Source organism: Actinomycetota bacterium, assembly GCA_016700055.1.
Lineage (GTDB): Bacteria > Actinomycetota > Acidimicrobiia > Acidimicrobiales > Ilumatobacteraceae > Kalu-18.
Window position 1 is genome coordinate 810,038 of record CP064997.1, and the last position, 25,482, is coordinate 835,519.

The window sequence follows — 25,482 nt, forward strand, 5'->3', positions numbered from 1 at the left end:
GTGGCTGAGCCGTCGACCGCCCCCGTTGCCGGCCTCGGCGCGATGGTGCCGCCCCCGGAGCTGCTGGTGCCCGGGCGCGCGACAGCCCTCGTCCGCCCCGACGGGCGGCCCCAGAGCGAGTTCCGCGACGAGTTGCGCCGCATCCCGACACTGCCCAACGCGGCGTCGGTGGTGCTGCTGTACGCGCAGACCGGCCTCGTGATCTGGTTCGCGGTGCGGTTCGGCCCGTGGAGCTGGCCGTTCGCGTTCTTGTTGATGGGCCGAACCCACGCCCAGTTCGCGTCGCTGATGCACGAGGCCGCCCACCGCCTGCTGTTCGCCCACCGCGGCGCCAACGACTTCGTCGGCCGGTGGCTGCTCGGCTACCCCGCGTTCACGAACACCGACGGGTACAGGCGGGTCCACATGGCCCACCACCGCGAGGAGTTCGGCCCCGACGAGCCCGACATCCCGCTGTACATCGGCTACCCGATCAGCCGCGCCAGCATGAGGCGCAAGCTGTGGCGCGACGCCACCGGCCGGACCGGGCTGAAGCTGATGCGCGAGCAGCTGCGGGGGCTGCGCTCGACCAGCGCGAAGATCCGCCACACCCAGTGGAAGATCCTCGGCGTGCAGGCGGTGCTCCTCGCGGCGTCGATCCTGGCCGGCTACCCCTTGGTGTACCCGCTGCTCTGGCTGCTGCCGTACCTGACGGTGTGGCGGGTGATCAACCGGCTGCGCTCGATCGCCGAGCACGGCGGGCTGCACGCGTCGAAGGAGCGCCGGGAGACCACACACTCGGTGCGCCAGCACTGGGCGGCTCGCTTCTGGCTCGTGCCGTACCACATCGGCTGGCACCTGGCGCACCACGTCGACGCCGGCGTGCCGTTCCGCAACCTGCCCCGCTACCACCGGGCGATGGTCGAATCCGGCTACGTCACCCCCGGGCTGGAGTACGCGAGCTACCCGGCCATCTGGCGGGCGTTGCGCGCCGGCTGAGCAAGGCGGCGGTCGCGGCGGTCGCGGCGGTCGCGGCGACCCCGGACCGAGTGCCGATCAGTCGGTGCGCCGGCGCTCGCCGTAGTCGCCGAAGGGCCGGTCCCGTTCGCGCACGGCCTCCCGGAAGCCGACCTCGTTGCTGCGCTTCACGAAGTCGAGGCCAACTTGGGTGTGGCGGGCGACGCCGTCGAAGAAGGTGCCGAGCCGGCGTGACGACGGCGGATCGAACTGCTCGTCGGCGACGGCGTTCAGCGCCCACGTCACCATCTCGAGCTGGTCGAGAGGGACGAGGGCGATGCGCTGGGCGAGCGCCATCGCCCGCTCGGCCAGCTCGTCGTCGGGCACGACCTCGAGCACCGCGCCCATCGCTTCTGCCTCGGCCGCGGTGAACTCGTCGCCGGTGAGCATGTAGCGCCGGGCGTTCTGCAGCCCGAGCTTAGCGACCCAGGTCCACGGCGCTTCGGGGATGCCCCAGACCCGCGCCGGCGGGTACCCGAAGCGGGCGGACTCCGCGGCCACGATCATGTGGGCGTTGAACACGATGTTCGTCCCGCCGGCGATGCACCAGCCCTGGACTGCGGCAACGGTCGGCTTGGAGCTGGTGTGGAGCTTGGCCCAGGTGTCGGCGAACTGGCCGATCATGTGCTGGTCGCGCACCGAGTCCCACACCCGGTCATCGCGGCTGTCCTCCGTGGCCTGCGCGCTCGTCGACCAGTCGAGGCCGTAGCCGGCGCAGAACGCCGGGCCCTCGGCGTCGAGCAGGATCACCGACACGTCGCCGTCTCGCTGGGCGGTGTCGAGCGCGGCGGCGAGCTCGTCGCGCAACGCCGGGGTGATGGTGTTGTACGCCTCCGGGCGGCAAAGGGTCAGCCGCCGCACCCGCCCATGCGTCTCTTCGCGCACTGCATCCCCCATGCCCGTCGATCCTAGGAAGTTCTCGGTCGGATGAGTCGCGCTATGTGTCACGGATCCGACCGAGAACGCTGGGTTGCGCCCGGCGACGTCGGTCGTTCGCGAGGAGGGCCATGCTGACCGCACCCCACACCAGGTCGGTGGCCGTCAGGACGAGGCGTGACGACAGCGCCACGGCCGTCGCGGCGCCGCTCGGCAGCACCGCCGAGAGCGCGACGGTCATCGCCACCTCCCTCACCCCGAGCCCGGCCGGGGTGATGATCACCACGAAGCCGACCGCCCAGGCCAGGGCGAACGCGCCGGTCACCTGCACCAGCACGCGGTCGCCGTCGGGATGCATCGGTTGCACCAGCAGCAGCAGATGGACGCCGAACAACGCGAAGCTGATCACGGTCAGCACACCTGCCCAGGCGATCGCGCCTGCACTCGGCGTCGGCGGCGCCTCGGGGCGGCGCAACACCCGCGCAGCCAGGCGGGCGAGCCTGCCGAGCACCGCCGGATGCAACGAGGCCACGACCACGGGCAAGAGCGCGAGCAGCCACCACCTGTCGGCGAGGGCCGTTGCGTCGCCGAAGGGCAACAGCACGGCAGCCACCGCGATCCCCGCGGCGAGCGTCACGAGCATCTGCAGCACGAATGCGGCAACGGTGACCGAGCGCGGCACGCCGCGGTCACGGCCGAGCGTCGCCTGGGTCACCACCGGCCAGACGGCACCTGGCACGTACTTGCCGAGCTGGCCGGCGAAGTGGACGGCGACCCCGTCGCGCACCCCGAGCTGGCCGCCGACGTCGTTCAACAGCACGCGCCAGCCGGCGAAGCCGAACCACGCGCCGACCATCGAGACGGCGAGGGAACCGGCGAAGGCGCCAGGGCCGATGCTCGCCAGGTAGGGGCGCACGTCGTTCCACTGGGCGACGAGCGCCCACGTGCACGCCACGAGCAGCAAGGCAGCGAGAACGGGGCGCACCCGGCGGAGCATCGGTCGTTGACCGTACCGACACCGGCAGCGGCAGGACCGGCACCTCGATTTCTCCTATGCGCGTAGTGCTAATCGACCAGCCGTTCGCGTAGGATCGCGTCCGTGAGCGAGCTGTTTCGCGTCGAGGGTCTCCGCGCCCGTCCGGCCGACCCGAACGCCGGGGTGGTCGAGATCCTGCGCGGCGTCGACCTCACCGTCCAAGCAGGGGAAGTGCACGCGATCATGGGCCCGAACGGCTCGGGCAAGAGCACGCTCGCCAGCACCTTGGTCGCCTCCCCCGAGTACGAGGTGACCGCCGGGCGAATCTGGTTCAAGGGCGACGACATCACCGACTGGCCGACCGACGTACGGGCCAAGGCGGGCATGTTCCTCGCGTTCCAGTACCCCCAGGAGATCGCCGGCGTATCGGTGATCCAGTTCCTGCGTCAGGCCCAGTCGGCGCGCAAGGGCATCGACCTCTCCGTGCTCGAGCTGCGCCTCGCGACGATGGAGTGGATGACGCGCCTCGGCATGGACTCCTCCTTCGTCGACCGCTACCTGAACGAGGGCTTCTCCGGCGGTGAGAAGAAGCGCAACGAGGTGATGCAGATGGCGATCCTCGAACCCGACCTCGCCGTGCTCGACGAGACCGACTCCGGGCTCGACATCGACGCGCTGCGCATCGTCGCGAAGGGCATCCGCGAGGTGCGCGTCGACCGCCCGGAGATGGGCGTGGTGCTGATCACCCACTATCAGCGCTTGCTCGACGAGCTGGCTCCCGACAAGGTGCACGTCATGATCGACGGGCGCATCGTCGCGAGCGGCGGGATGGAGCTTGCCGAGGAGCTTGAGCGCGGCGGCTACGAGGCGTTCCGGGGCTGATCGCGATGGCCATCGACGTCGCCGCCGTGAAGCGCGACTTCCCCATCCTGGCGCGCCAGATCGACGGGAAGCGGATCGTCTACCTCGATTCGGCGAACACCGCGCAGAAGCCACGCCAGGTGATCGACGCGATGACCCGGTTCATGGAGAACTCGTACGCGCCGATCAACCGCAGCGCTTACCGGCTGGCGGCGGAGGCCACCGACGCCTACGAAGGCGCCCGACGCAAGGTGCAGCGCTTCGTCAACGCGCCTCGTGCGGACGAGGTCGTGTTCACGAAGAACGCCACCGAGTCGCTGAACCTGGTCGTCCAGGCGTGGGGGCGGGCGAACCTGCGTGTTGGCGACGCCGTGGTGCTGACCCACATGGAGCACCACGCGAACATCGTCCCCTGGCACATGCTGGCGGCCGAGCGCGGCCTCGAGCTGCGCTGGATCCCGCTCACCGACGACGGCCAACTCGACCTCTCCGACCTCGATCGGCTGCTCGACGGCGCGGCCGTACTGTCGTTCACGGCGATGAGCAACGTGCTCGGCACGATCACCCCGGTTCGCCAACTCGTGCGGGCCGCCCACGACGCCGGAGCCATCGCCGTCGTCGACGCGTGCCAGTACGTGCCGCACCACGCCACCGACGTGAGGGACTGGGACGCCGACTTCGTCGCGTTCAGCAGCCACAAGCTCTGCGGCCCGTCGGGGATCGGCGTGCTGTGGGGCCGTGAGGAGTTGCTCGACGCGATGCCACCCTTCATCGGCGGCGGCAACATGATCTCCGACGTCCGCCTGGACGGGTTCACGTGTGCCGAGCTGCCGGCCAAGTTCGAGGCGGGCACCCCGCCGATCACCGAGGCGATCGGCCTCGGAGCGGCGATCGACTACTTGGGCTCGATCGGCATGGCGGCGCTGCGCTGCCACGAGATGACGGTCACCGAATACGCGCTGAAGACGCTCACCGCGCGCTACGGCGACGACATCACCATCCACGGGCCGCGAGACGTGAACGTGCGCGGCGGGGTGCTCAGCTTCGCGTTTCGCGGCATCCACCCTCACGACGTGAGCCAGGTGCTCGACCAGTCCAACATCTACGTCCGCGCCGGGCACCACTGCGCGAAGCCGCTGATGCGCATCCTCGGCGCGGCGGCCACCGCTCGCGCGAGCTTCTATCTCTACAATGACGAGGCCGACGCCGACGCCCTCGCCGACGCCCTCGACGGGGCAAGCGACATCTTCGGCCTCTAGAGAGCGACACCACCTCACATGCCGGGCCTCGAAGACCTGTACCGCGAGATCATCCTCGACCACTACCGCACACCCCGCAACCGCGGTGAGCTGCCCACGCCCCCGGCCGTCATGGCCGAAGGTCACAACCCGCTGTGCGGCGACGAGATCACCATCTACCTGCTGGTCGACGGCGAGACGGTCGACGACGTGAAGGTGAGCGGTCAGGGCTGCAGCATCTCGCAGAGCTCGGCGTCGATGATGAGCCAGGCGGTGAAGGGCAAGCCGATCGGCCAGGTGCGTGCTCTCATTCGGCGGTTCTTGTCGATGATGTCGACCGACGACACGACCGACGACACGACCGACGACACGACCGACGACACGACGATCGACAGGACGAACGACACGATCGGCGCCGCGGTCGGGCTCGGCGACCTCGAGGCGCTCCAGGGCGTGGTCAAGTTCCCGGTGCGCATCAAGTGCGCCACCCTCGCCTGGCACACGCTGCGCCAAGCGCTGAACGAGGCCGACACCAACTCCTGAACGGGCGCTCTGGTCAGCGGCGCAGGTCGACGACCGTGCCGGCACTGACCCGCACCAGGTCGCCGGGGTCGATGCCGAAGACGTCGTGCCACGTGCCCGCCGCGGCCCACACCTCGGGCCACTGCAACAGGTCGGGGTCGACGAACACCCGCAGCTCGGTGGCCAGGCCAAAGGGCGGCACACCGCCGATCGGGAACCCCGTCGCCGCCCGCACGGTGTCGGCGTCGACGCGGCTGCACGTGGTGCCGCCCGCGGCGGCCGCGAGCTTGGCCTCGTCGAGCTGGTTCGCCCCGCTGACATAGGCGAGGACGACCTCACCGTCGACGGCGAAGATCAGGCTCTTCACGATCTGGCCGACCTCTACGCCGATCGCCGCCGCGGCGTCGGCCGCCGTCTTCGTGCCGTCGGGAAACGTCCTCGGCGCGATGTCGAGGCCGCGTTCTCGTGCCGCCTGGACGACTCGCTCGACGTTCGGGTGGGGGGCGCTCACTGGGCCGCCACAGTATCGGTCTCTCGCCCGGGCACCCGGGCCGGGCCACCCGTCGTGAGGACCGCGGCGCCCGTGACCGAGCAGCCCGCAGCCACGAGGTAGGAAGTGCGGTAGCCGCCGGCGACGTCGTGGAGCCAACCGAGCAGCAACGGGCCGGACGCGGTGCCGAGCATCGTGACGAACTGGGAGCGGCTGAAGATCCTCGGATAGTCACGGACGCCGAAGCGTTCGGCCACGAGCAGCGGCTGGAGCATCAAGATGTTGCCGATCGTCGCCCCGAACAGCACGATCGCGGCGAGCAGCCCGACCTTCACCTCGAGCACCGCGATCGACGCCAGCGCCATCGCCTGGACCACCGAAAGCACCACCGCGATCCGCATCAGCTCGACACGCATCGCCACCCGACCACCGACGAGCCGCGCGACGACGGACGTGCCGGCGAGGAACGTCGTCGCGAGCGTTGCCGCACCGGGGCCGGTGCGCTCCTCCATCAGCTTGACGAGCTGCTGGATGGCGCCCACCTGCGAGCCGAGCACCAGCACGTAGCCGAACGTCACGGCGTAGAAGAACCGCGTTCGCACCGCCTGGTCGAACGGCGTGCCGTGGACGGCGAGCGCGGGCTCACCGTCGACGGCTCGCACGCCGTCGGGGAGCCACCCGAGAGCCGCGGGATCGGGCCGCAACAGCGCGACGGTGATCGGCACGGTGCCGAGGAACCAGATGACCCCGAGCCATACGGTGCCGCTCGCGAGGCCGCGCTCGTCGAGGAGCCACTTGGCGAACGGGGTGAACAGGATGCCGCCCACCGACAGGCCCGTCGAGGCGACCGACAGCGCCACCGAGCGCCGCACGTGGAACCAGCGCGTGACGACCGTCGAAGCGGGCACCAAGCCGGCGGCGCTGAACCCCATCGCGAACACGGCGTACACGACGAACAGCTGCCACTGCTCGCCCACCTGGCCGAGCAAGGCCAGCGCCAGAGCGCCGACGACACCTCCGCCGACCACCACGATGCGCGCGTCGTGGCGGGCGATCAACCTCGCGACGACCAGGCCGGATACACCGGCGACGCAGAAGAACAGCGTCGTCGCGAGCGATATCGAGGCGACCTCCCAGCCGTGCTCCTTGCTGAACGCGTTGAGGTACACGGCGAGGCCGTAGAAGCCGAGCCCGGCCGTTGTCGACAGCACCACGAAGCACGCGGCGACGACACGCCACCCCGGAAAGCGATCGTCACCTCTCGGCATCGCGCGGGCGGGCTACGCGGAGCTCAGGAAGTGATCTCGCCGTCGGGCACGAAGGCACCGTAGCCGTCACGCTCCAGCGCGTCGGCGAGCTCGGGCCCGCCGCTCGCGACGATCCGGCCCTTCACCATGATGTGCACGAAGTGAGGGTGCAGTTCGGTGAGCAGCCGGCTGTAGTGGGTGATCACGAGCAGGCCGAGGCCACGCTCGGTCGTGATCTCCTGGATGCGCCGCGCGCAGTCACGCAGCGCGTCGATGTCGAGACCGGAGTCGAGCTCGTCGAGGATGGCGATCTTCGGGTCGAGCAAGGTGAGCTGCAGGGTCTCGCTGCGCTTCTTCTCTCCCCCGGACAGGTCGACGTTCAGGGACCGCTGCAGCAGGCTGTCGTCGAAGCCGATGCGTGCGGCCTCTGCCTTCACCGTCGCTTCGAGCCCCGCGATGCTTCGCCCGCGGGCACCGAGGGCCTCGGACAGCACCTCTTCGAGGCTCACCCCGGGCACCTCTGTCGGATACTGCATCACCAGGTGGAGCCCGGCCACCGCCCGCTGCCAGGCCGGCAGGGCGAGCAGATCGATCCCGTCGAGCTCCACCGACCCGGCGAGCACCTGGTAGCCGGGGCGGCCCATCACCACCGACGACAGCGTGGTCTTGCCGGCGCCGTTCGGCCCCATCACGGCGTGCACCTCTCCGGACGACACCGTGAGGTTGATGCCGTGGAGGATCTGCACGTCACCGACGGCGGCCTCGACCCCTCTGATCGCCAGCGTGCTCATCGCGCCTCCTCGACCCCCGACGACCCGACCCCCGACGACCCGACCCCCGACGACCCGACCACCGACGACACGACCACCGACGACACGACGACGTCGTTGCCGACCACGGCGGCCACGAACACGGGCACCGGCTGGGTGGCCGGCAACGTGGCCGGCTCCCCTGTGGTGAGGCTGAACATGCTGCCGTGCTTGGGGCACTCGAGCTCGCGCTCGTCGCACCACACCTCGCCCTCGGCCAGCGAGGCGTTGCCGTGGCTGCAGGTGTCACCGATGGCGTACACGTCGTCACCGATGCGCACGACGGCGACGGCGACGCCGTCGACCTCCACTCGCCGAGCCGTGCCGGGCGCGAGATCGGCGAGCGCGCAGACGACCGTCGGTTCGGCGGTCATCGACCCACCACCTGCGCGTCGAGGTCGTCCAGATGCGAGAGCAACTTGGCCGCGACCCTGGCGCGCAGCTCGCCGGCAAGGTCGCCGGCGGGCAGTTGCGCGAGCACCTCGTCGAAGAACCCGAGCACCACCAGCCGCTCGGCCACCTGCGGCGGCACGCCGCGGCTCTCCAGGTAGAAGCGCTGCTCGGCGTCGATCGGGCCGACCGTCGAGGCGTGGCTGCACTTCACGTCGTTCGTCTCGATCTCCAGGTTGGGCACGCTCTCGGCCCAGGCCCCCTCGGACAGGGTCAGGTTGCGGTTGGTCTGGAACGCCTGCGACCCCTTGGCCTCGTTGCGGATCTTGATCAGACCGGTGTAGACGCTCTTCGCCGAGTCCAGCACCGCCCCCTTGAACAGCAGGTCGCTGTAGGTGCGTGGCGCGGCGTGGTCCTGGACGGTGCGGAAGTCGTGCATCTGCGTGCCCCCGGCGAAGTAGAGCGCCACCTGCTTGGTGCTGGCTCCCTGGCCAACGAGGGTGGCCTCGGTGCGCACCCGCGCGTAGTCGCCGCCGAGCGCGACCGTGGCGAGCAGCGTCGTCGAGTCACGCTCGCCGACGGAACGCTGGTGGCCGATCTGCCACACCCGGGGACCCAGCTCGTTGACGGCGAGGTACCTCACCCGGGCCGCTTGCGCGGCACGTACCTGCAGCATCGGCACGACGAGCGCCCGGTCGCCGTTCGGGGAGACGAAGCGCTCGACGACGGTCACCTCGCTGTCGGCACCGGCGTCGATCACGAGCCGCGGGAAGTGGGCCGTACCCTCGCCGGCGACGGTGTGGGTGACGACGATCGGCTCGGCGAGCACCTGGCCCGGCGGAACCCGCACGACGAGCGGGGCCATGAACGCGGTGTTCAGCTCGGCGAACAGATCCGGCGCTTCCCCGCCGACCACGTCGACCTCGTCGATCGCGGCGACGAGCTGGTCGCCGCCGACCACCACGGTGTGCGGCGCGACCGGGGCGAAGCGGTCGAGGTCGAGCTCGGCGATCCTGCTGTAGCGCCAGATCTCTTCGTCGGGCGACGGCATCGCGGCGGCGGCGACACGCTCGGCGGCAGCGACGCGCTGGTCGCTCCACGGCCCGGGGAGCTGTCGCGCCGCTTGAGGGGTTAGCGCACGCACGGGTTAAATAGTACTACGGCGATAGTGCTAATTCACGTGCGGCGGCGGAAGGTGCGCCGCCACCAGCCCTGCCGAGCCTGGCGCTCGCGGCGGACGCCCTCCTGCGCAAGCACGTCGTCGCCGATCGAGTTCAAGAAGTCCTCCGCCTCGTCGAGGATCGCCGCCGCGCTGCCGTCGTCCAGCCCGGGAGGCTCGTCGGGCGTAGACGGCGAGACGAGCGAGCCGTACGTCCATCCGGCATCCATCCGCCGCTCGTAGCCCGCGCAGTCGGCCGGGCAGCGCCAGGGAGCATCGGGAGCGAGGTCGAGGTTGCACTTGCGCACCGTTTCGCCGTTGGCGTACGTACGGCTCTCGAAGTTCCTGCATTCCTGACGCATCGGCATCGTGCACCCCCGGCCTCCTGGATCGTAGGGCGGGGCCCTCAGCCGACGCTGCCTTCCATCTGCAACTCGATCAGGCGGCTCCACTCCACCGCGTACTCCATCGGCAGCGTGCGAGTGACCGGTTCGATGAACCCGTTGACGACCATCGACATCGCCTGTTCCTGCGACAGCCCGCGGCTCATCAGGTAGAAGAGCTGCTCGTCGGCGATCTTCGAGACCGTCGCCTCGTGGCCGATCTCGGCGTCGCGCTCACCGACCTCCATGTAGGGCAGGGTGCGGCTCTCCGAACCGTCGTCCAGGATCAGCGCGTCGCAGCGCACATGGCTCTTGCAGCCGTGGGCACCCTCGTCGACGCGCACCAGGCCGCGATAGGTGGTGATCCCGCCGTCTTTGGAGATCGACTTGGAGACGATCTTCGACGTGGTCTCCGAGGCGGCGTGGATCATCTTGGCGCCGGCGTCTTGGTGCTGGCCGGCGCCCGCGTAGGCGACGGACAACACCTCACCGGTGGCCTTCGGGCCGACGAGGTAGACGCTCGGGTACTTCATCGTCAACTTGGAACCGATGTTGCCGTCGATCCACTCCATGTGTCCCTCGGCCTCTACCCGCGCCCGCTTCGTGACCAGGTTGTAGACGTTCGGCGACCAGTTCTGGATGGTCGTGTAGGTGACGCGCGCACTGGGCTTGACGATGATCTCGACCACCGCGGAGTGCAGGGCGTCGCTCGTGTACACCGGCGCCGAGCAGCCCTCGATGTAGTGCACCTTCGCGCCCTCGTCGGCGATGATCAGCGTGCGCTCGAACTGGCCGGCGTTCTCGGCGTTGATGCGGAAGTAGGCCTGCAGCGGCATCTCGCACTCGACCCCGGGAGGTACGTAGATGAACGAGCCGCCGGACCACACCGAGGAGTTCAGCGCCGCGAACTTGTTGTCGCCGGGGGGGATCACCGTGCCGAAGTACTGCTTCACGAGGTCGGGGTACTCGCGCAGGGCGGTGTCCATGTCGCAGAACAGGATCCCCTGCTTGGCCAGGTCTTCGCGGTTGCGGTGGAACACGACCTCGGACTCGTACTGGGCCGTGACGCCGGCCAGGTACTGGCGCTCGGCCTCCGGAATGCCGAGGCGCTCGTAAGTCGTCTTCATCTGCTCGGGCAGGTCGTCCCACTCGTCGACCTGGTCGGTCGCCGGCTTCAGGTAGTAGTAGATGTCCTGGAAGTCGATGTCGGGCATGTTCGCGGCGAACCAGGCCAGCATCGGCTTGCGCTCGAAGAGCGACAGGGAGCGCCGACGGAACTTGGTCATCCAGTCGGGTTCGCCCTTCCACCACGAGATCTGCTCGACGACGCCCGCGTTGAGGCCCTTTTGCGGGGTGAAGGCGTACTCGACGTCGTCGCTCCAGCCGAGCGAGTACTTGGTGAGGTCGAGGTCGAACGCGGTCATCGTCGGTCAGCGGCTCCGCAGATGGGGGATTTGCACTACGTAGATAGTAACAATTCGGTCGGCGTTGCGCACCCCCCTTCGTCCTCCCTCGCGCGATCGCCTCGCCTGGCTAGAGTTCGGCGCGAAGCGGAGGTGTGGATGTGTCGATGCGCATCTGGACTCGGGTGGTGCTCGCGGCCGGCGCGGCCCTGTGCCTGGCCCCGGCGGGGGCGGCCTCGGCCGAGCTGTCCGGGCCTTGCACGGCGACGGGGGTGTTCCAGACCGGCGTCGGCGACGAACCGATCACTGTCGACGCCACCACGATCGGCGAAGAGGTGGTCACCGTCGCCCTCTCCGACACCGTCGCCTGGACCGGCACGGTGACGCCGACGGCGACACCGCGGGAGTACTCCGGCAAGGTTGCGGTCGACCTGCCGTGGCCGCTCGGCGCGTACACCGTCGACTCGTGGCGCGGGTCGAGCGACGCCGTCGCCAACGAAGGCCTCGAGGAGTACGACCTGCCGTCCGTCACGCCGCGCGGCGTGGTGTTCAGGGTGGAGGGCAGCCACTCCGAGCCCGGGGTCAGCTGCGTCGGCCACGTGAACCTGCAGGTGGAGGGCAGCGTGTTCAAGAGCCCGCTGACGCTCGCCAGCCTCGCCCTGACCGCGCTCGCCGGCGCGGGTTTGGCGGCGGTGGTGGCACCGACGTTCGGGCGGGTCCGCTGATGCCCACCGGACGCACCGTCGCCGCCGCGGTCCTCGGCCTCTTGCTCGGCCTGTTCGTCGCCGTCGACCTCGTGCTGCTCGGCGTGATCTCGCTGAACAGCCCCGCCGTCACCCTGCTCGCCATCCTCGGGATGCTCGGCGGCGCCGCGCTGGTGGCGTGGGGCGCCGGACGCACCGGCACGGTCGGCACCGCTTCGGCCGAGCACGCGCCCCCGCCCCCGATCGTCGACGAGCCCCCGCCCCCACCCCCGCTCTAGAGGATCACCACACCCGCGTTCTCGGTCGGATCCGTCGCGCTATGTGTCGGCGAGTTCAAGGGGTGAGCGCGACAGCTCCTGATTGAGGAGGTGTCGCATGGCTCAGATTGGCCGGCCGAGGTTGCGGTTGTCGGTGGTGTTCCCAGGGTTGAGGGCTCTGGCTCGGGGTGCGACCTGGGTTGAAGCTGCTGCGATCGCCGGTGTCGCCAAGAGCACGTTGGAGCTGCGCGCTGCCGAGGAAGCTGTGACGGTGTTACGTGATCGCAAGCTCCGCGACGATGCCTTGACGTTGGAGGAACGTGAGGAGATCCGGGTCGGGATCGAACGCAACGAGACCAACAGCGCGATCGCTATCCGGTTGGGTCGTCATCGGGGAACGATCGGTCGGGAGATCGCTCGTTGTGGCGGTCGCCATCACTATCGGGCGTTCGTCGCCCAGGAGCATGCCGATCAGGCCGCATTACGTCCGAAGCCATCATGGACCGAGCAACGACCGTGGCTGTGGCTCGAGGTGCAGGCCTTGATTCGTGAACGTACCTGGTCACCCGAGCAGATCGCTGAACGTCTCCGCAGAGATCATCCTGATCAGTCACAGTGGTGGGTGTCGCACGAGTCGATCTATCAGGCGGTGTTCATCCAGGCCAAAGGCGAGCTGCGCAAAGAGCTCGCCGCCTGCTTGCGGTCCGGGCGGGCGGCCCGCCGGCCGCACTGCGCACGCCGGACACCAGGGGTCGGATCCCGAACATGGTCAACATTTCTGAGCGGCCCGCCGAGATCGAGGACCGGGCGATCCCCGGGCATTGGGAAGGCGATCTGGTCATCGGCAAGAACGGCAACAGCGCCGTGGCAACTCTGGTCGAGCGGAGCACACGGATGGGGATGCTGATCAAGCTCGACGCTCGCACCGCTGCCCATGTCAACGAGCGGATCGAAGCCAACATCGCCCGCCTTCCAACCCAGCTGGTCCGCTCGCTGACCTGGGACCAAGGAACCGAGATGTCCAGTCACCAAGCATTCAGTGTCGCCACCGGCGTCGACGTGTACTTCTGCGACCCGCACTCGCCATGGCAACGTGGCAGCAATGAGAACTGGAACGGGCTCGTGCGCCAATTCCTACCGAAGAGCACCGACCTGTCCGTGCACACCCAAGACGATCTCGACCACATCGCTGCGCTCCTCAACGGACGCCCCCGCAAGACCCTCGCATGGGATACTCCAGCCGAACGATTCGCCGAGCTTGTCGCGACCACCGCTTGAATTCGCCGTCACAGATCCGACCGAGAACGCGGGGGCAGTTAGCCTCGCCTGCCGTGAACGCTGGCGTTGCTCCGACCGCGCAGACGGTCGTCCACACCTGGGACCGCCCGACCGGGCCAGTGGAAGACCGGTGGGCCTGGCTGCGCGATCGGGACGACCCCGCGACCATCGCCTACTTGGAAGCAGAGAACGCATACGCCGCGGCGTGGTTCGCGCCTCACGAGCGCCTCGTCGAGGACCTGTTCGGCGAGATCCGCTCACGCACCCAGGAGACCGACCAGAGCGTGCCGGTGCGCAAGGACGATTGGTGGTACGTGAGCCGCACTGTCGAAGGTCTCGCTTACGCCATCCATTGCCGCGGCGACAGCGCCGACACCGCGGGGCGCGACGTGCTGCTGGACGAGAACGTCGAGGCCGCCGCCCGCCGTGACGACGGCGACGGCGACGGCGACGGCGACGGCGAGGACTACTTCGCGCTCGGCGCGTTCGACGTGAGCTACGACCACTCGCTGCTCGCTTGGTCGGCCGACCGCGACGGCGGCGAGCACTTCACGCTGCGCGTGCGCGATCTCGCCACGGGGCTCGACCTCGCCGACGAGCTCCACGACACCACGTACGGGGGCACGGCGTGGTCGCTCGACGGCAGTCACCTCTACTACGTCACCGCGGACGAGCAGGAACGCCCGTGGCGGGTCTGGCGCCACGAGCTCGGCACCGCCCAGGCCGACGACACGCTCGTGTACGAGGACCCCGACGAGCGGTTCTACGTGTCGGTCGAGCTGACGCGCAGCGGGGAGTGGATCGTGATCGAGTCCGCCTCCAAGCTGTCGAGCGAGGTGCGCCTCGTGCCCGCCGCCGACCCGCTCGCCGCGCCCCGGATCGTGCGCGCCAGGCAGGCCGACCACGAGTACCAGGTCGACCACTGGGGTGACCGCTTCGTGGTGCTGACCAACGAGGCCGCCGAGGACTTCCGGGTGATGACCGCCCCGCTCGGCGATCCTGGCGCCTGGACCGAGCTGATCGCCCACGTGCCGGGCCGGCGGATCACCCGCGTCGAGGCCTTCTCCACCCACCTCGTGCTGCACGAGTGGTCCGAAGCCCAGCCCCGCCTGCGCATCGTCGGTAGGGACGCCGCCTCGACGACCGTCGATCTCGGCACCGAGCCCCACGACGTGGAGCTCGACGCCAACCCGGAGTGGACGGCGCAGACCCTGCGGTTCACCTACCAGAGCATGACCACGCCGCGGCGCGTCGTGGAGCGCGACCTCGCCACCGGTGAGCACCGGGTGCTGAAGCAGACCCCGACGCCGAACGTCGATCTCTCTCGCTACGTGGCGACGCGGGAGTGGGCCACCGCGCCTGACGGCACGTCGGTGCCCGTCGACGTGATGCGCCTCGCCGGTGCCGTCGCCGACGGCAGCGCACCCTGCCTGCTGTACGCGTACGGCAGCTACGAGTACTCGCTCGCTCCCTGGTTCAGCGTCGCGCGCCTCTCGCTCGTCGACCGGGGTTGGACGTGGGCGCTCGCCCACCCGCGCGGCGGGGGTGAGCTCGGCCGCAGGTGGTACCTCGAGGGCAAGCTGCTCGCCAAGCGCAACACGTTCGAAGACACGATCGCCTGCGCCGAGCACCTCGTCGCCGCCGGTTGGTCAGCGCCCGCCCGCATCGCGGTGAGGGGCGGCAGCGCCGGGGGCCTGCTCGTCGGAGCGTGCGTCACGATGCGACCCGAGCTGTGGGGGGCTGCGGTGGCCGAGGTGCCCTTCGTCGACATCGTCTCGACGATGAGTGATCCGTCGCTGCCGCTCACCGTCACCGAGTGGGAGGAGTGGGGGGATCCACGCTCGGAGCCGTACGCCTCATACATGCAGTCGTACTCCCCGTACGACAACACCGTGTCCGCCGTGTACCCCCCGATGTACATCACCGCCGGGTTGAACGACCCGCGGGTGGGCTTCCACGAACCGGCCAAGTGGACGGCGAAGCTCCGCGCGCTCAGCACCGGCGACGCGCCGATCGTGTTCAAGTGCGAGATGGGCGCCGGCCACGGGGGTCCGAGCGGGCGCTACGACACCTGGCGCGACGAGGCCCGCGTCGGCGCGTTCTTGCTCGCCGTGCTCGGGCCCTGACGCCTCACGGGGGGCGCACGACGGGCAGGTCGGCGCCCGTTAGGTCAGAACAGCACGGCGACGCCGGCAAGCACGATGAGCACCGCGTTGCGGGCGACATGGCCGGCGCCGATCGGGCTGGCGCTCCACCGGCCGAAGCAGGCGCACGGCGGCCGCTTGCCCTGGCCGATCCGAACGACGATGAGCAGAGTGAACGCGATCAGGGCCAGCGCGGCGGTGCCGGCGGTGACCGGACGCGCCACCTGGGCGACGGCGAGTGCGCCGAGCACGATCTCGAAGTAGGGCACGACGGCGGCGACGGGGCGCGGCACCCCGAGGTCTGCGGCCTGCACGAGCCAGGTCTCCCCCGCGGCGATCTTCGTGCCGCCCGCGACCAAGAAGGCGAGCCCGACGAGCACGGCGGCGACGACCGCGACGACGTCCATCCGTGCGGCGCGCTCAGCCCGCAGGCAGGTGAATGCCGGCGACCTTGCCGCGGAAGAAGACCATCGCGTCGCTGATGTCGGCCGAATGGGCGAGCTCGTTCACCCGCCCGAGCACGAACCAGTGGTCGCCCATCTCGTACACGTGCTCGATCGAACAGTCGATCCAGGCCACCACCCCGGGCAGGATCGGCAGCCCCGACGGCGCCGGCACCCATTCCAGGCCGTCGCAGCGACTCTCGGAATCCTTCGCGAAGCGCCAGCAGAGCTCGCCCTGGTTGGAGCCGAGCACGTTCACGAGGAAGCGGCCCGTCTCGGCGATGGCGGGCCAGCTCGTGGACGACTTGCCGGGGAGGAAGCCGACGAGTGGCGGGTCGAGCGACACGGAGGTGAACGAGCCGATGGTCACGCCGCGAGGGTTGCCTTCGGCGTCGAGGCCGGTGATCACGGTCACCCCTGTCGGGAAGTGGCCGAGAACCTGGCGGAACTGCGCGCTGTCGATGTCGGGCACGGAATCAACCTTAGGGTCTGCGACCCGGATCGAGTCAGACCTCGACGTTCATCCCCTCACACGCGGCGAACACGTCGACGCCGTTCGCGCGCCCGAAGGTGCGGGCACAGGCCAACAGCTCGTCGATGCGGTCGTCGCTGCGAACCGGGTCGTGGTGGAAGAGGGCGAGGCGCTTCACGCCGCACTCGATCGCCACCCAGACGGCGTAGTCGACGGTGCAGTGGCCCCAGGTGCTCTTCGCGGCGAAGTCCTCGACCGTGTACTGCGCGTCGTGGATCAAGAGGTCGGCCCCCTCGCACAGCTCACGGGCGCCGTCGGCCAGCAGGAACGACCCGTCGTAGGGCATCTGGTGGTCGCTCAGGTACGTGAGCGTGCGGCCCTTCCAGGTGACGCGGTAGCCGACGGTGTTGCCGATGTGGGGCACGAAGCGGCTCTTCACCGCGAACCCGCCGACGTCGAAGTCGTCGTCGGCGACGTCGTTGAACTGGAACGTGCCCGGCAGGTGCGTCAACCCGATCGGGAACTGCGGCGGGCGGATCATCGCGGCGAAGACGTCGGCCACCGGGCAGTCGTCCTCCTGCATCGGTGCGTAGATCTCCAGCCGGGCGCCGTCGCGCAGGGTCGGCACGAAGAACGGCAGGCCCTGGGTGTGGTCCCAGTGGAGGTGACTGAGCAGGCATGTGCCACGGAACGTGCCGTCGTGGGGCTGGCGCTCACCGAAGTAGCGCAACCCGGTGCCCATGTCGAACACGAGCGGCAGCTCGCCGGGCGCGTCGACGCTCACGCACGACGTGTTGCCGCCGTAGCGCCTCGTGTCATCGCCATGGACTGGCGTCGATCCCCTGACCCCATGGAACGTGACGCGCATGTTCTGCGAGCCCCCGATCTGCCCCACCGTAACGAACGGCCGGCCCGGGGCTCAACCGGCCCGCTCGTGACCTTCGTCGCAGCGCCGGGCTACGGTCGGCGTCATGGGGGATGCCGGAGCGTTGGACAGCGGTCGAGTGACGGTGAACGGCGTCGAGCTCGCTTACCTGGCGGCGGGGTCAGGGCCGCTCGCGCTCTGTCTGCACGGCTTCCCCGACACCGCCCACACCTGGCGCCACCTGCTCCCCCGGCTCGCCGCTGCGGGGTACCGCGCGGTCGCCCCGTTCCTGCGGGGTTACGCACCGTCGGCGGTACCCGCCGACGGCCGCTTCCAGACGGCCGCGCTGAGCCTCGACGCGATCGCCTTGCACGACGCGCTCGGCGGCGACGTCGGCGAGGAAGCGGTGATCGTCGGCCACGACTGGGGCGCGATGGCCGCGACGGGAGCGGCCGTGCACGCACCGCAGCGCTGGCGGCGCGTGGTCACGCTCGCTGTGCCGCCGGGGCCGACCGTCGGCGCCTCGCTGCTCGGCAACCTCGCCCAGTTGAAGCGCAGCTGGTACATGTTCTTCTTCCAGCACCCTCTCGCCGACTTCGTCGTCGCCGCCGACGATCTCAAGTACATCGACATGCTGTGGGCCGACTGGTCTCCCGGGTTCGACGCCACCGAGGACCTCGCTCTCGTGAAGCAGAGCTTGCGCGACCCGGCCCACCTGCAGGCCGCGCTCGGCTACTACCGCGCGACGCTCGGGGCCGGCTACCAGGACCCCGCGCTCGCCGAGCTCCAGGTCGCCGGTGCGCAGTACCCGCCCCAGCCGATGCTCTACCTCCACGGCCGCGACGACGGCTGCATGGGCGCCGAGGTCGCGCAGGCCGCCGCCGACGATGCGCCCGGCAACGTGAGCGTCGAGATCCTCGACGGCTGCGGCCACTTCCTGCACCTCGAGCGCCCCGACGACGTCAACGACCGCATCGTCGAGTTCCTGGCGCGATGACGGGTATCCGCCCGGTGCTCCCCGACGGCTTGGTGGTGGTCGTCAAGCAGGCGTGTGAGACCTGCCGGATGATCGAGCCCGTGCTCGCGCAGCTCGCCGCGGCAGCCGGCGCGCCGCCGGGGCCGGGCGAGCTCACCGTCTTCACCCAGGACGACCCGGCGTTCCCCTCTGCCGTCGCCGCTCACCACGACGCCGACCTGTCGGTGAGCTGGCACCACGACATCGAGACCGTGCCCACGTTGATCCGCGTCGAGCACGGCGAAGAGGTGGCCCGCACCGTCGGCTGGTGGCGGGCGGAGTGGGAGGCGGTGTCGGGCGTCGGCGACCTCGGGCCGGGCCTGCCCGAGCAACGCCCGGGATGCGGGTCGATGAGCGTCGATCCCGACCTGAGCGACGAGCTGAACGTCAGGTTCTCCGGCTCCGAGCTGCGCAGCCGGCGCATCCAGCTCGCCGAGCTCGAAGACGAGGTCGAGGCGCTCTACGACCGCGGGTGGACCGACGGTCTGCCCGTGGTGGCACCGACCGAGGCGAGGGTGCTGCGGATGCTGGAGGGCACCTCGCTCGCGCCGGACGAGGTGGTCGCCGTGGTGCCTCCCGACCTCGTCGAGGTGACCGTCGAGAAGATCGCCGTGAACGCGGTGCTCGCCGGATGCCGCCCCGAGTACCTGCCGTTCGTGATCGCCGCGGTGCAGGCGATCTGCACCGACGAGTTCAACATCCACGGAGTGCTCGCGACGACGATGCCGGTCGGCCCGGTGATCGTCGCCAACGGCCCGGGGACGCGGGCGATCGGGATGGGTTGTGGCGGCAACGTGCTCGGCCAGGGCAACCGCGCGAATCTCACCATCGGGCGGGCGGTGCAGCTCGTCGTGCGCAACGTCGGCGGCGGCCGCCCGGGCGAGGTCGACCGCGCCACCCACGGCAACCCGGGCAAGCTGTCGTTCTGCTTCGCCGAGGACGAGCTCGCTTCGCCGTGGACGTCGCTGGCCGAGTCCCGGGGCGTGCCTGCCGGACGCGACGCGGTGACCGTGTTCGCCGGCGAGGGGCCGCGCTGCGTCGTCGACCAGCTCACCCGCGACGCCGCTGGGCTCGCCACCTCGCTCGCCGCCTGCCTGCGCTCGGTCCACCACCCGAAGCTGCCGCTCGCGTTCGACGCCGTACTCGTCGTCGGGCCCGAGCACGCAAACCGCTTCCGTGAGGCGGGGTGGGACCGCGAGCGCGTGCTCGCCGAGATCGACGCCCGCTTGCAGCTCCCCGGCGAAGAGATCGTGCGCGGCGCGGGCGGCATCGCCGAAGGCGTGCCAGAGGCGTTCCGCGAGCTGACCTTGCCCAAGTTCCGCCCGGGCGGGCTGCTGCTCGTTCACGCCGGCGGTGGGGCCGGGCTGTTCTCTGCCATCATCGGGGGCTGGGCGAACGGGGACGTCGGCAGCCAGCCGGTCACGAGAGAGGTCGTTCGATGAGCAGGGTCGTGAGATGAACAGGGTCATTCTCGATCCGACGGGTGAGCGCCGGGTCGACACCCGCGAGCTGCTCCCTCGCCCGGCGTCGCTCGCCGGGTTGAGCGTCGGGCTGCTCGACATCTCGAAGCCGCGCGGCGACGTGTTCCTCGACCGGCTGGAAGTGCGTCTCACCGAAGCGGGCGCGAAGGTGCGGCGCTACCGCAAACCCACCTTCACCAAGCCTGCGCCGGTGGACCTGCGCCACGAGATCGCCACGCAGTGCGAGGTGGTGATCGAGGCACTCGCCGATTGAGGCAGCTGCACGTCGTGCAGTGTGCACGACATCGTCGATCTCGAACGCCGCGGCGTCGTCGGAGCGTTCGTCGCCTCCGCTGAGTTCGTCGTCGCTGCCGAGGCGCAGGCCCGTTCGCTCGGTCTGGCCGACGTGGCGCGGGTGTTCACCCCGCACCCGATCCAGGACCGCACCGACGACGAGATGCGCGAGTACGCCGACGCCGCCTTCGCGGCGATCCTGGCCGCGGTCACCGCCCCCTGATCCGTCGGCTTCAGCCGGCCCAGACCTCTTCGCCGTCGTAGGGGCGACGGCGCGCAGGGGCGTGGTCGCGCTTCCACACCATCACCCGGCGGCGGAAGTAGCACACCTCCTGGCCGTCCTGGTTGAAGCCCTTCGACTCGACGGTGACGACACCGCGATCGGGCCGCGACGACGACTCCTTCACCTCGAGCACCCGCGTCTCGGCGTGGATCGTGTCGCCGTGGAACGTGGGGAACTTGTGCTGGAGCGTCTCCACCTCGAGGTTCGCGATCGCCGCCCCACTCACGTCGGGGACGCTCATCCCGAGCACGAGTGAGTACACGAGGTTGCCGACGACCACGTTGCGACCCTGCACCGACTCGGCCGCGAACCAGTCGTTGGTGTGCAGCGGGTGGTGGTTCATGGTGATCATGCAGAACAGGTGGTCGTCGTACTCGGTGATCGTCTTGCCCGGCCAGTGCCTGTAGACGTCGCCGACGACGAAGTCCTCGAAGTAGCGGCCGAAGGGGCGTTCGTGAACCGTCATGCCCGCCGACGCTAGTTGGGCCCTTCGCCGGGCTCCCCATCTGCTGGCGCCTCAGCGGCGACCACTTCGGAAGCGGCCCAGGGCTCCACCGCCACCGCTTCGTCGGCCAGCTCCGCGGCGCTCGGGCGTACCGTCTGGTCGGTGCGGTCGCGCATGCCGTACTGCTCGGAGAAGTCGAGCATGGACGGCCCCCGCCCGGAGGTGGCGACGACGTCGCGGAGGGGTTCGAGGCGCTCGCGGCGCTCGATCGACCACGGTCCGACCCGCAGCGTCAGGTAGCAGATCCCGCCGAGCACGATCGGGAACCAGAACTGCGCGATGCGGTACGACACGACGCCGACGACCGCTGTCGCCCTGGTCAGGCCGAAGCCGACGAGCACCGGCACGTAGATGCCCTCGACGATGCCCAACCCACCGGGGGTGAGCGGGATCACGGCGAGCACGTTGGCCAGGCCAAAGGCGACGATCAGGCCGTCGATCGGCACCGAGCCGCCGAACGCCCTGAGGAAGACCCACAGCGACAACGCGTCGAGCAGCCAGTTCGCCGCCGCCCAGCCGCCCACCCTCACCAGCAGCTGGCGATCAGTGGCGAGGTCTTCGAGACGAGACGCGATGTGGCGCATCGTGTGGCCGGCGCGCTCCTCGTTCAGGTGCAGCTTGTGGGCGATCCAGCGCAGCACCCGCTCTGCCCTGCCCTGGCCCTCCATCAACCCGAACACGAGCGCCGCCGCGGCGCCCATCAGGATCACGCCGGCGACGGCGGCCGTGCCGTACAGCGCGTTGACGCCGCGCAGGGGGATCGACACGATCAGCCCGATCCAAAGGATCAGGTTGAGCACGACCGCCGAGCTCAGCCCGGCGGTGGCGAGCGCGAAGCCGGCGTCGGGTCCGGGCACTCCGGAGAGGGTCAGCAGCCGGTAGCCGAGGGCGGAGCCCGCCGCGCTGCCACCGGGGATCGTGCTCGACAGGGCCTTCGTGGAGAGCTGGATGCGGAACAGGCGCATGTTCGACAGGTGGTGGCCGGCGGGCCCGAGGGCGGCCCGGGTCATCAGCGAGTAGCAGAAGAGGGCGAGGAGTTGCAGCGCGAGACCGACGGCGAGCAGCGCCGGATTGACCTCGCTCAGCTGGCTGACCGCACGCCGCAAGCCGGGGATGCTGAGGAAGACGAAGTAGACGACGACGACCGTGGCGACGACCTTCAGCGTGCGAACGAAGGCGCGCCGGCGCGAGTCCCGCACGGAGACGACCGGGTGCTCCAATTCGTGCGACGGCGCGGGGGACACGGCGACCACCCCCTCTTTGCTACCACGGCCGTCGCGCATCAGCGTCCCAATCCCGATCGGCGCGAAGCTCAGCGGGCGTCTAGGCGGGGGCCGTCGCGGTCCAACCACTTGTGCGGCGTCGGGGGCGCGGGGCCAAGGGCCAGCGCGAGGGCCTCGTCCACGGTGCGAGCACGCTGGGCGAGCATGCGGTGCGCCGGGCGGAGGAAGCCGGCGTCGACGGCACGGTCCATCATCGCGAGCAGCGGGTCGAAAAAGCCCTCGACGTCGAGCAGCACCACCGGTTTGGACTGGAGCCCGAGCTGGCCCCAGGTGAGCGCCTCGAACGTCTCATCGAGCGTCCCGAAACCGCCGGGAAGCACGACGAAGCCGTCGGCGAGGTCGGACATGCAGGCCTTGCGGTCGTGCATAGAGGACACCACGATCAGTTCGGTGAGGCCGCGATGGGCCACCTCGGCGCGCACGAGGTGCTCGGGGATGACACCGGTCACCGAGCCGCCGCCGGCCAAGACGGCATCGGCGAGCACGCCCATCAGGCCGACGTTGCCGCCGCCGTAGACCAGGCCGATCTCACGCGCGGCGAGGCTGGCACCGAGGCGGGCCGCGGTCTCGGCGTACACGGGTGACGAGCCGACGTTGGAGCCGCAGTACACGGAGAGTCGATGGGACATGGTGGTGCCAGGCTGGACGATCGGGGCGGTCGCTGTCCACCGCCTTCTGACGCCTTCGGGCTGATACCTACCGCTCGGTAACCTCGCGGTCATGACCGACCAGACCCCCGCACCCGACCTGCAGACGGCCGCGGACGTCGTCGACATCGCCCACGCGGTGGTCCAAGATGCTGTGCGCCACCTCGACGCGACCGGCGGCGCCGACGAGCACCAGGTGGTGGCGTACGACCTGGCGCACGCTGCTGCGGGCGTGGCCACGGCCAGAGCCCTGCTCGACTACGGCGCGAAGGGCGCCACCGAGGCCACGATCACCTGCGCCTTCACCGCCGACGTGGTGCACGACCTGGTCGGCAAGCTGATCGGGCGCGAAGCCCTGTGGGGCGTCGACCCCGGCCGGCTCGCCCCGGCCCACGACTTCGTCGTGCGCTATCGCGACCCCGATCTACTCGCCTCGCTCGCCACCACCGCCGGCTCGCGCCACCTCGACGCGGACATGGAGATGGTGCAGGACACGTTCCGCTCGTTCGCCGCGAACGTCATCTCCCCCCACGCCGAGCACGTGCACCGCACGAACGGCGACCTGCCGGAGGAGATCATCGCCGGCATGGCCGAGATCGGTGCTTTCGGGCTGAGCGTTCCCGCCGAGTACGGCGGCTACAGCGAAGGCGGCGAGAACGAGTACATGGCGATGGTCGTGGCCACCGAGGAGCTGAGCAGGGCGAGCCTCGGTATCGGCGGCTCGTTGATCACCCGACCGGAGATCCTGACGAGGGCGCTCGTGAAGGGCGGCACGGAGGAGCAGAAGCTGCACTGGCTGCCGCAGCTGGCCACGGCAGAGGTGATGCCCGCCGTCGCGGTGACCGAACCGGACTACGGCAGCGACGTCGCCGGCATCAAGGTGACGGCCACCCCTGCCGAGGGTGCCGGCGGCCGGCCCGGCTACGTGATCAACGGGGTGAAGACGTGGTGCACGCTCGGCGCCCGCGCCGACGTGCTCGCCCTCCTCGCCCGCACCGACCCGGACAGGTCGAAGACCCACCGCGGGCTGAGCCTGTTCATCGTCCCGAAGCCGCGCGGCGAGGGCCACGGATTCGAGTTCTCCCAGGATCCCGACACCGACGGCGGTTCAGGGAAGATGGAGGGCCGCCCGATCGACACCATCGGCTACCGCGGCATGCACAGCTACGAGGTCGCGCTCGACAACTGGTGGGTGCCGGCGGAGAACCTAATCGGCGGCGAGGCAGGGCTCGGCAAGGGCTTCTACCTGCAGATGGAGGGGTTCGAGAACGGTCGCCTGCAGACCGCGGCCCGCGCGGTCGGGGTGATGCAGGCCGCGTACGAGGCTGCCGTCGACTACGCGCAGAATCGCCTGGTGTTCGGTGCGCCGATCGCCGACTACCAGCTGACCAAGGTCAAGCTCGGTCGCATGGCGGTGCTCGTCCAGGCCGGGCGCCAGTTCGCCTACGCCGTCGCGAAGATGATGGCGAACGGTGCCGGCTCGATGGAAGCGAGCATGGTGAAGGCGTACGTGTGCAAGGCCGCCGAATGGGTCACCCGCGAGGCGCTGCAGATCCACGGTGGCTACGGCTATGCCGAGGAGTACCCGGTCAGCCGGCTGTACGTCGACGCCCGCGTGCTGTCGATCTTCGAGGGCGCCGACGAGACGCTGTGTCTCCGGGTGATCGCCCGTCGCCTCACCGAGCAGGCGATACCTGCAGCGAGCTGACGCTGCTCTAGCCGAGCAGCTCGGCGACGCTGCGTAGACGCTCGAAGTCGGCGCCGGGATGGTCGTCGTGAGGGTCGAGCAGGAACGCTTGCAGGCCCGCGGCACGCGCCCCTTCGACGTCCATCGTCACGGAGTCGCCGACGTACGCGACGCGTTCGCGAGGGATGTCCTCGAAGTGCGCGAGCGCGTGGTCGAAGATCGCCGGGTCGGGCTTGGCCACACCGACCACGTGGCTGTCGATCACGCAACGCACCGGCACGTGCCGGCCGTCGCCGGCCTGGCACACGCCGCTGCGGGCGAGCATGTCGGCGATCTGGCCGCTCGCGTTCGACACCACTCCCACCGGCACTCCCATCTGCTGTAGCGCGCGCAGGGCATCGATGTTCTCCCGCACGGCCCACCGCCACAGGTACGCGCTGCGTGTGCGCCCGAGCACGACCGCGGCCACTTCCTGGTGCTCGGCTGGCACGCCGACGGCGACGACGTAGGCGGCGTCGTAGTCGCTCCACACCTTCTCGGTGGCACCCGAACGTGACTTGGCGGCCATCGCCGCGTAGTGGGCGCGCCGGTGCACCTCGATCTCGGCCGCGCCGCCGTAGTAGGCGAGCAGCGGCCCGAGCACGGTCGGGTCGGGCAGCACGAACACTCCCCCGGCGTCGAACAGCACGGCGTCGATGCCCCGCGCGTCGAGGAAGGGTGTGCTGGCGCGGGGCGAGCTGGCAGTCATCGCCGCCAGAGGCTACGGGCCGCAGGCTTCCTGCCGAGGGGTTGCGC

28 protein-coding genes and 1 pseudogene are annotated in these 25,482 nt (G+C 70.1%); 13 read left to right on the forward strand and 16 right to left on the reverse strand.

What is annotated here, in order from left to right; translation table 11 throughout:
• Positions 1 to 978 carry a fatty acid desaturase gene (locus IPM43_03895; GenBank protein ID QQS25527.1) on the forward strand — a complete coding sequence of 326 codons (978 nt, stop codon included), beginning with the start codon at positions 1 to 3 and terminating at the stop codon, positions 976 to 978.
• 57 nt (positions 979 to 1,035) lie between these two features.
• Here the strand turns inward: IPM43_03895 and IPM43_03900 are convergent, their stop codons facing one another.
• Together IPM43_03900 and IPM43_03905 are read right to left on the reverse strand one after the other, a co-directional pair.
• Positions 1,036 to 1,893, reverse strand: a complete 858-nt coding sequence (locus tag IPM43_03900; protein ID QQS25528.1) for a crotonase/enoyl-CoA hydratase family protein — start codon at positions 1,891 to 1,893, stop codon at positions 1,036 to 1,038.
• A gap of 40 nt (positions 1,894 to 1,933) precedes the next feature.
• A complete protein-coding gene (locus IPM43_03905; protein ID QQS25529.1) occupies positions 1,934 to 2,869 on the reverse strand; it encodes a flippase-like domain-containing protein in 936 nt (311 codons plus the stop codon).
• A 102-nt stretch (positions 2,870 to 2,971) separates the two neighbouring features.
• Here IPM43_03905 and sufC (IPM43_03910) point away from each other — a divergent pair, with 102 nt between their 5' ends.
• From sufC (IPM43_03910) to IPM43_03920, 3 genes are read left to right on the forward strand one after another with little or no spacing between them, the layout of a single operon-like run.
• Entirely contained in the window at positions 2,972 to 3,730 is a 759-nt protein-coding gene (gene sufC, locus IPM43_03910; protein QQS25530.1) for a Fe-S cluster assembly ATPase SufC, read from the forward strand.
• Between the two features lie 5 nt (positions 3,731 to 3,735).
• A complete protein-coding gene (gene sufS, locus IPM43_03915) occupies positions 3,736 to 4,968 on the forward strand; it encodes a SufS family cysteine desulfurase (protein QQS25531.1) in 1,233 nt (410 codons plus the stop codon).
• A gap of 18 nt (positions 4,969 to 4,986) precedes the next feature.
• Complete coding sequence (locus tag IPM43_03920) at positions 4,987 to 5,490, forward strand: SUF system NifU family Fe-S cluster assembly protein (protein QQS25532.1); 504 nt, start codon at positions 4,987 to 4,989, stop codon at positions 5,488 to 5,490.
• A 13-nt stretch (positions 5,491 to 5,503) separates the two neighbouring features.
• Here IPM43_03920 and IPM43_03925 read toward each other — a convergent pair whose 3' ends face one another.
• Genes IPM43_03925 through sufB form a run of 7 tightly spaced genes read right to left on the reverse strand, consistent with a single transcriptional unit; the run spans position 5,504 to position 11,371 of the window.
• Positions 5,504 to 5,980 (reverse strand): YbaK/EbsC family protein, encoded by a 477-nt coding sequence (locus tag IPM43_03925; GenBank protein QQS25533.1) that lies wholly within the window; start codon positions 5,978 to 5,980, stop codon positions 5,504 to 5,506.
• Positions 5,977 to 7,227, reverse strand: a complete 1,251-nt coding sequence (locus tag IPM43_03930) for an MFS transporter (protein QQS25534.1) — start codon at positions 7,225 to 7,227, stop codon at positions 5,977 to 5,979. Before IPM43_03930 ends, IPM43_03925 begins: the two co-directional genes overlap by 4 nt.
• Before the next feature lie 23 nt (positions 7,228 to 7,250).
• A complete protein-coding gene (gene sufC / locus IPM43_03935) occupies positions 7,251 to 7,997 on the reverse strand; it encodes a Fe-S cluster assembly ATPase SufC (GenBank protein ID QQS25535.1) in 747 nt (248 codons plus the stop codon).
• Positions 7,994 to 8,389 (reverse strand): Rieske 2Fe-2S domain-containing protein, encoded by a 396-nt coding sequence (locus tag IPM43_03940; protein QQS25536.1) that lies wholly within the window; start codon positions 8,387 to 8,389, stop codon positions 7,994 to 7,996. Before IPM43_03940 ends, sufC (IPM43_03935) begins: the two co-directional genes overlap by 4 nt.
• On the reverse strand, positions 8,386 to 9,549 hold the full coding sequence (gene sufD / locus IPM43_03945) for a Fe-S cluster assembly protein SufD (protein QQS25537.1): 1,164 nt from the start codon (positions 9,547 to 9,549) through the stop codon (positions 8,386 to 8,388). The genes IPM43_03940 and sufD overlap by 4 nt, the downstream gene beginning before the upstream one ends.
• Before the next feature lie 32 nt (positions 9,550 to 9,581).
• The gene (locus IPM43_03950) at positions 9,582 to 9,932 is read right to left on the reverse strand and encodes a hypothetical protein (GenBank protein QQS25538.1); all 351 of its coding nucleotides are present in this window, start codon (positions 9,930 to 9,932) and stop codon (positions 9,582 to 9,584) included.
• Positions 9,933 to 9,970: 38 nt separating this feature from the next.
• Positions 9,971 to 11,371: a Fe-S cluster assembly protein SufB gene (gene sufB, locus IPM43_03955; GenBank protein ID QQS25539.1), complete on the reverse strand. Its 1,401-nt coding sequence runs from the start codon at positions 11,369 to 11,371 to the stop codon at positions 9,971 to 9,973.
• A gap of 146 nt (positions 11,372 to 11,517) precedes the next feature.
• Here sufB and IPM43_03960 point away from each other — a divergent pair, with 146 nt between their 5' ends.
• From IPM43_03960 to IPM43_03975, 4 genes and pseudogenes are all read left to right on the forward strand, one after another.
• The gene (locus tag IPM43_03960) at positions 11,518 to 12,075 is read left to right on the forward strand and encodes a hypothetical protein (protein ID QQS25540.1); all 558 of its coding nucleotides are present in this window, start codon (positions 11,518 to 11,520) and stop codon (positions 12,073 to 12,075) included.
• Entirely contained in the window at positions 12,075 to 12,332 is a 258-nt protein-coding gene (locus IPM43_03965) for a hypothetical protein (GenBank protein ID QQS25541.1), read from the forward strand. Before IPM43_03960 ends, IPM43_03965 begins: the two co-directional genes overlap by 1 nt.
• A gap of 244 nt (positions 12,333 to 12,576) precedes the next feature.
• Positions 12,577 to 13,589: pseudogene (locus IPM43_03970) on the forward strand (IS30 family transposase).
• A 53-nt stretch (positions 13,590 to 13,642) separates the two neighbouring features.
• A complete protein-coding gene (locus tag IPM43_03975; protein ID QQS25542.1) occupies positions 13,643 to 15,715 on the forward strand; it encodes a S9 family peptidase in 2,073 nt (690 codons plus the stop codon).
• Positions 15,716 to 15,759: 44 nt separating this feature from the next.
• Here IPM43_03975 and IPM43_03980 read toward each other — a convergent pair whose 3' ends face one another.
• From IPM43_03980 to IPM43_03990, 3 genes are read right to left on the reverse strand one after another with little or no spacing between them, the layout of a single operon-like run.
• The gene (locus tag IPM43_03980; protein ID QQS25543.1) at positions 15,760 to 16,140 is read right to left on the reverse strand and encodes a hypothetical protein; all 381 of its coding nucleotides are present in this window, start codon (positions 16,138 to 16,140) and stop codon (positions 15,760 to 15,762) included.
• Positions 16,141 to 16,153: 13 nt separating this feature from the next.
• Positions 16,154 to 16,639: a flavin reductase family protein gene (locus IPM43_03985; GenBank protein ID QQS26322.1), complete on the reverse strand. Its 486-nt coding sequence runs from the start codon at positions 16,637 to 16,639 to the stop codon at positions 16,154 to 16,156.
• A 43-nt stretch (positions 16,640 to 16,682) separates the two neighbouring features.
• Entirely contained in the window at positions 16,683 to 17,432 is a 750-nt protein-coding gene (locus IPM43_03990) for an MBL fold metallo-hydrolase (protein ID QQS25544.1), read from the reverse strand.
• Between the two features lie 187 nt (positions 17,433 to 17,619).
• On the opposite strand from IPM43_03990, the gene IPM43_03995 reads away from it, so the two are divergent.
• Genes IPM43_03995 through IPM43_04010 form a run of 4 tightly spaced genes read left to right on the forward strand, consistent with a single transcriptional unit; the run spans position 17,620 to position 20,505 of the window.
• The gene (locus tag IPM43_03995; protein ID QQS25545.1) at positions 17,620 to 18,510 is read left to right on the forward strand and encodes an alpha/beta hydrolase; all 891 of its coding nucleotides are present in this window, start codon (positions 17,620 to 17,622) and stop codon (positions 18,508 to 18,510) included.
• Complete coding sequence (locus IPM43_04000; GenBank protein ID QQS25546.1) at positions 18,507 to 19,970, forward strand: thioredoxin family protein; 1,464 nt, start codon at positions 18,507 to 18,509, stop codon at positions 19,968 to 19,970. Before IPM43_03995 ends, IPM43_04000 begins: the two co-directional genes overlap by 4 nt.
• Before the next feature lie 13 nt (positions 19,971 to 19,983).
• Complete coding sequence (locus IPM43_04005; protein QQS25547.1) at positions 19,984 to 20,262, forward strand: hypothetical protein; 279 nt, start codon at positions 19,984 to 19,986, stop codon at positions 20,260 to 20,262.
• Positions 20,263 to 20,283: 21 nt separating this feature from the next.
• Positions 20,284 to 20,505 (forward strand): hypothetical protein, encoded by a 222-nt coding sequence (locus tag IPM43_04010; protein ID QQS25548.1) that lies wholly within the window; start codon positions 20,284 to 20,286, stop codon positions 20,503 to 20,505.
• A 10-nt stretch (positions 20,506 to 20,515) separates the two neighbouring features.
• Here IPM43_04010 and IPM43_04015 read toward each other — a convergent pair whose 3' ends face one another.
• Genes IPM43_04015 through IPM43_04025 form a run of 3 tightly spaced genes read right to left on the reverse strand, consistent with a single transcriptional unit; the run spans position 20,516 to position 22,982 of the window.
• On the reverse strand, positions 20,516 to 21,031 hold the full coding sequence (locus tag IPM43_04015) for a MaoC family dehydratase (GenBank protein QQS25549.1): 516 nt from the start codon (positions 21,029 to 21,031) through the stop codon (positions 20,516 to 20,518).
• A gap of 11 nt (positions 21,032 to 21,042) precedes the next feature.
• Positions 21,043 to 22,323 (reverse strand): flippase-like domain-containing protein, encoded by a 1,281-nt coding sequence (locus IPM43_04020; protein ID QQS25550.1) that lies wholly within the window; start codon positions 22,321 to 22,323, stop codon positions 21,043 to 21,045.
• A gap of 59 nt (positions 22,324 to 22,382) precedes the next feature.
• Positions 22,383 to 22,982, reverse strand: coding sequence for a TIGR00730 family Rossman fold protein (locus IPM43_04025; GenBank protein ID QQS25551.1), 600 nt, complete (start codon positions 22,980 to 22,982; stop codon positions 22,383 to 22,385).
• A gap of 91 nt (positions 22,983 to 23,073) precedes the next feature.
• Here IPM43_04025 and IPM43_04030 point away from each other — a divergent pair, with 91 nt between their 5' ends.
• Positions 23,074 to 24,708, forward strand: a complete 1,635-nt coding sequence (locus IPM43_04030; protein ID QQS25552.1) for an acyl-CoA/acyl-ACP dehydrogenase — start codon at positions 23,074 to 23,076, stop codon at positions 24,706 to 24,708.
• A 7-nt stretch (positions 24,709 to 24,715) separates the two neighbouring features.
• On the opposite strand, the gene IPM43_04035 is transcribed toward IPM43_04030, so the two are convergent.
• Positions 24,716 to 25,435, reverse strand: a complete 720-nt coding sequence (locus IPM43_04035) for an HAD family hydrolase (GenBank protein QQS25553.1) — start codon at positions 25,433 to 25,435, stop codon at positions 24,716 to 24,718.
• Positions 25,436 to 25,482 lie beyond the last annotated feature (47 nt).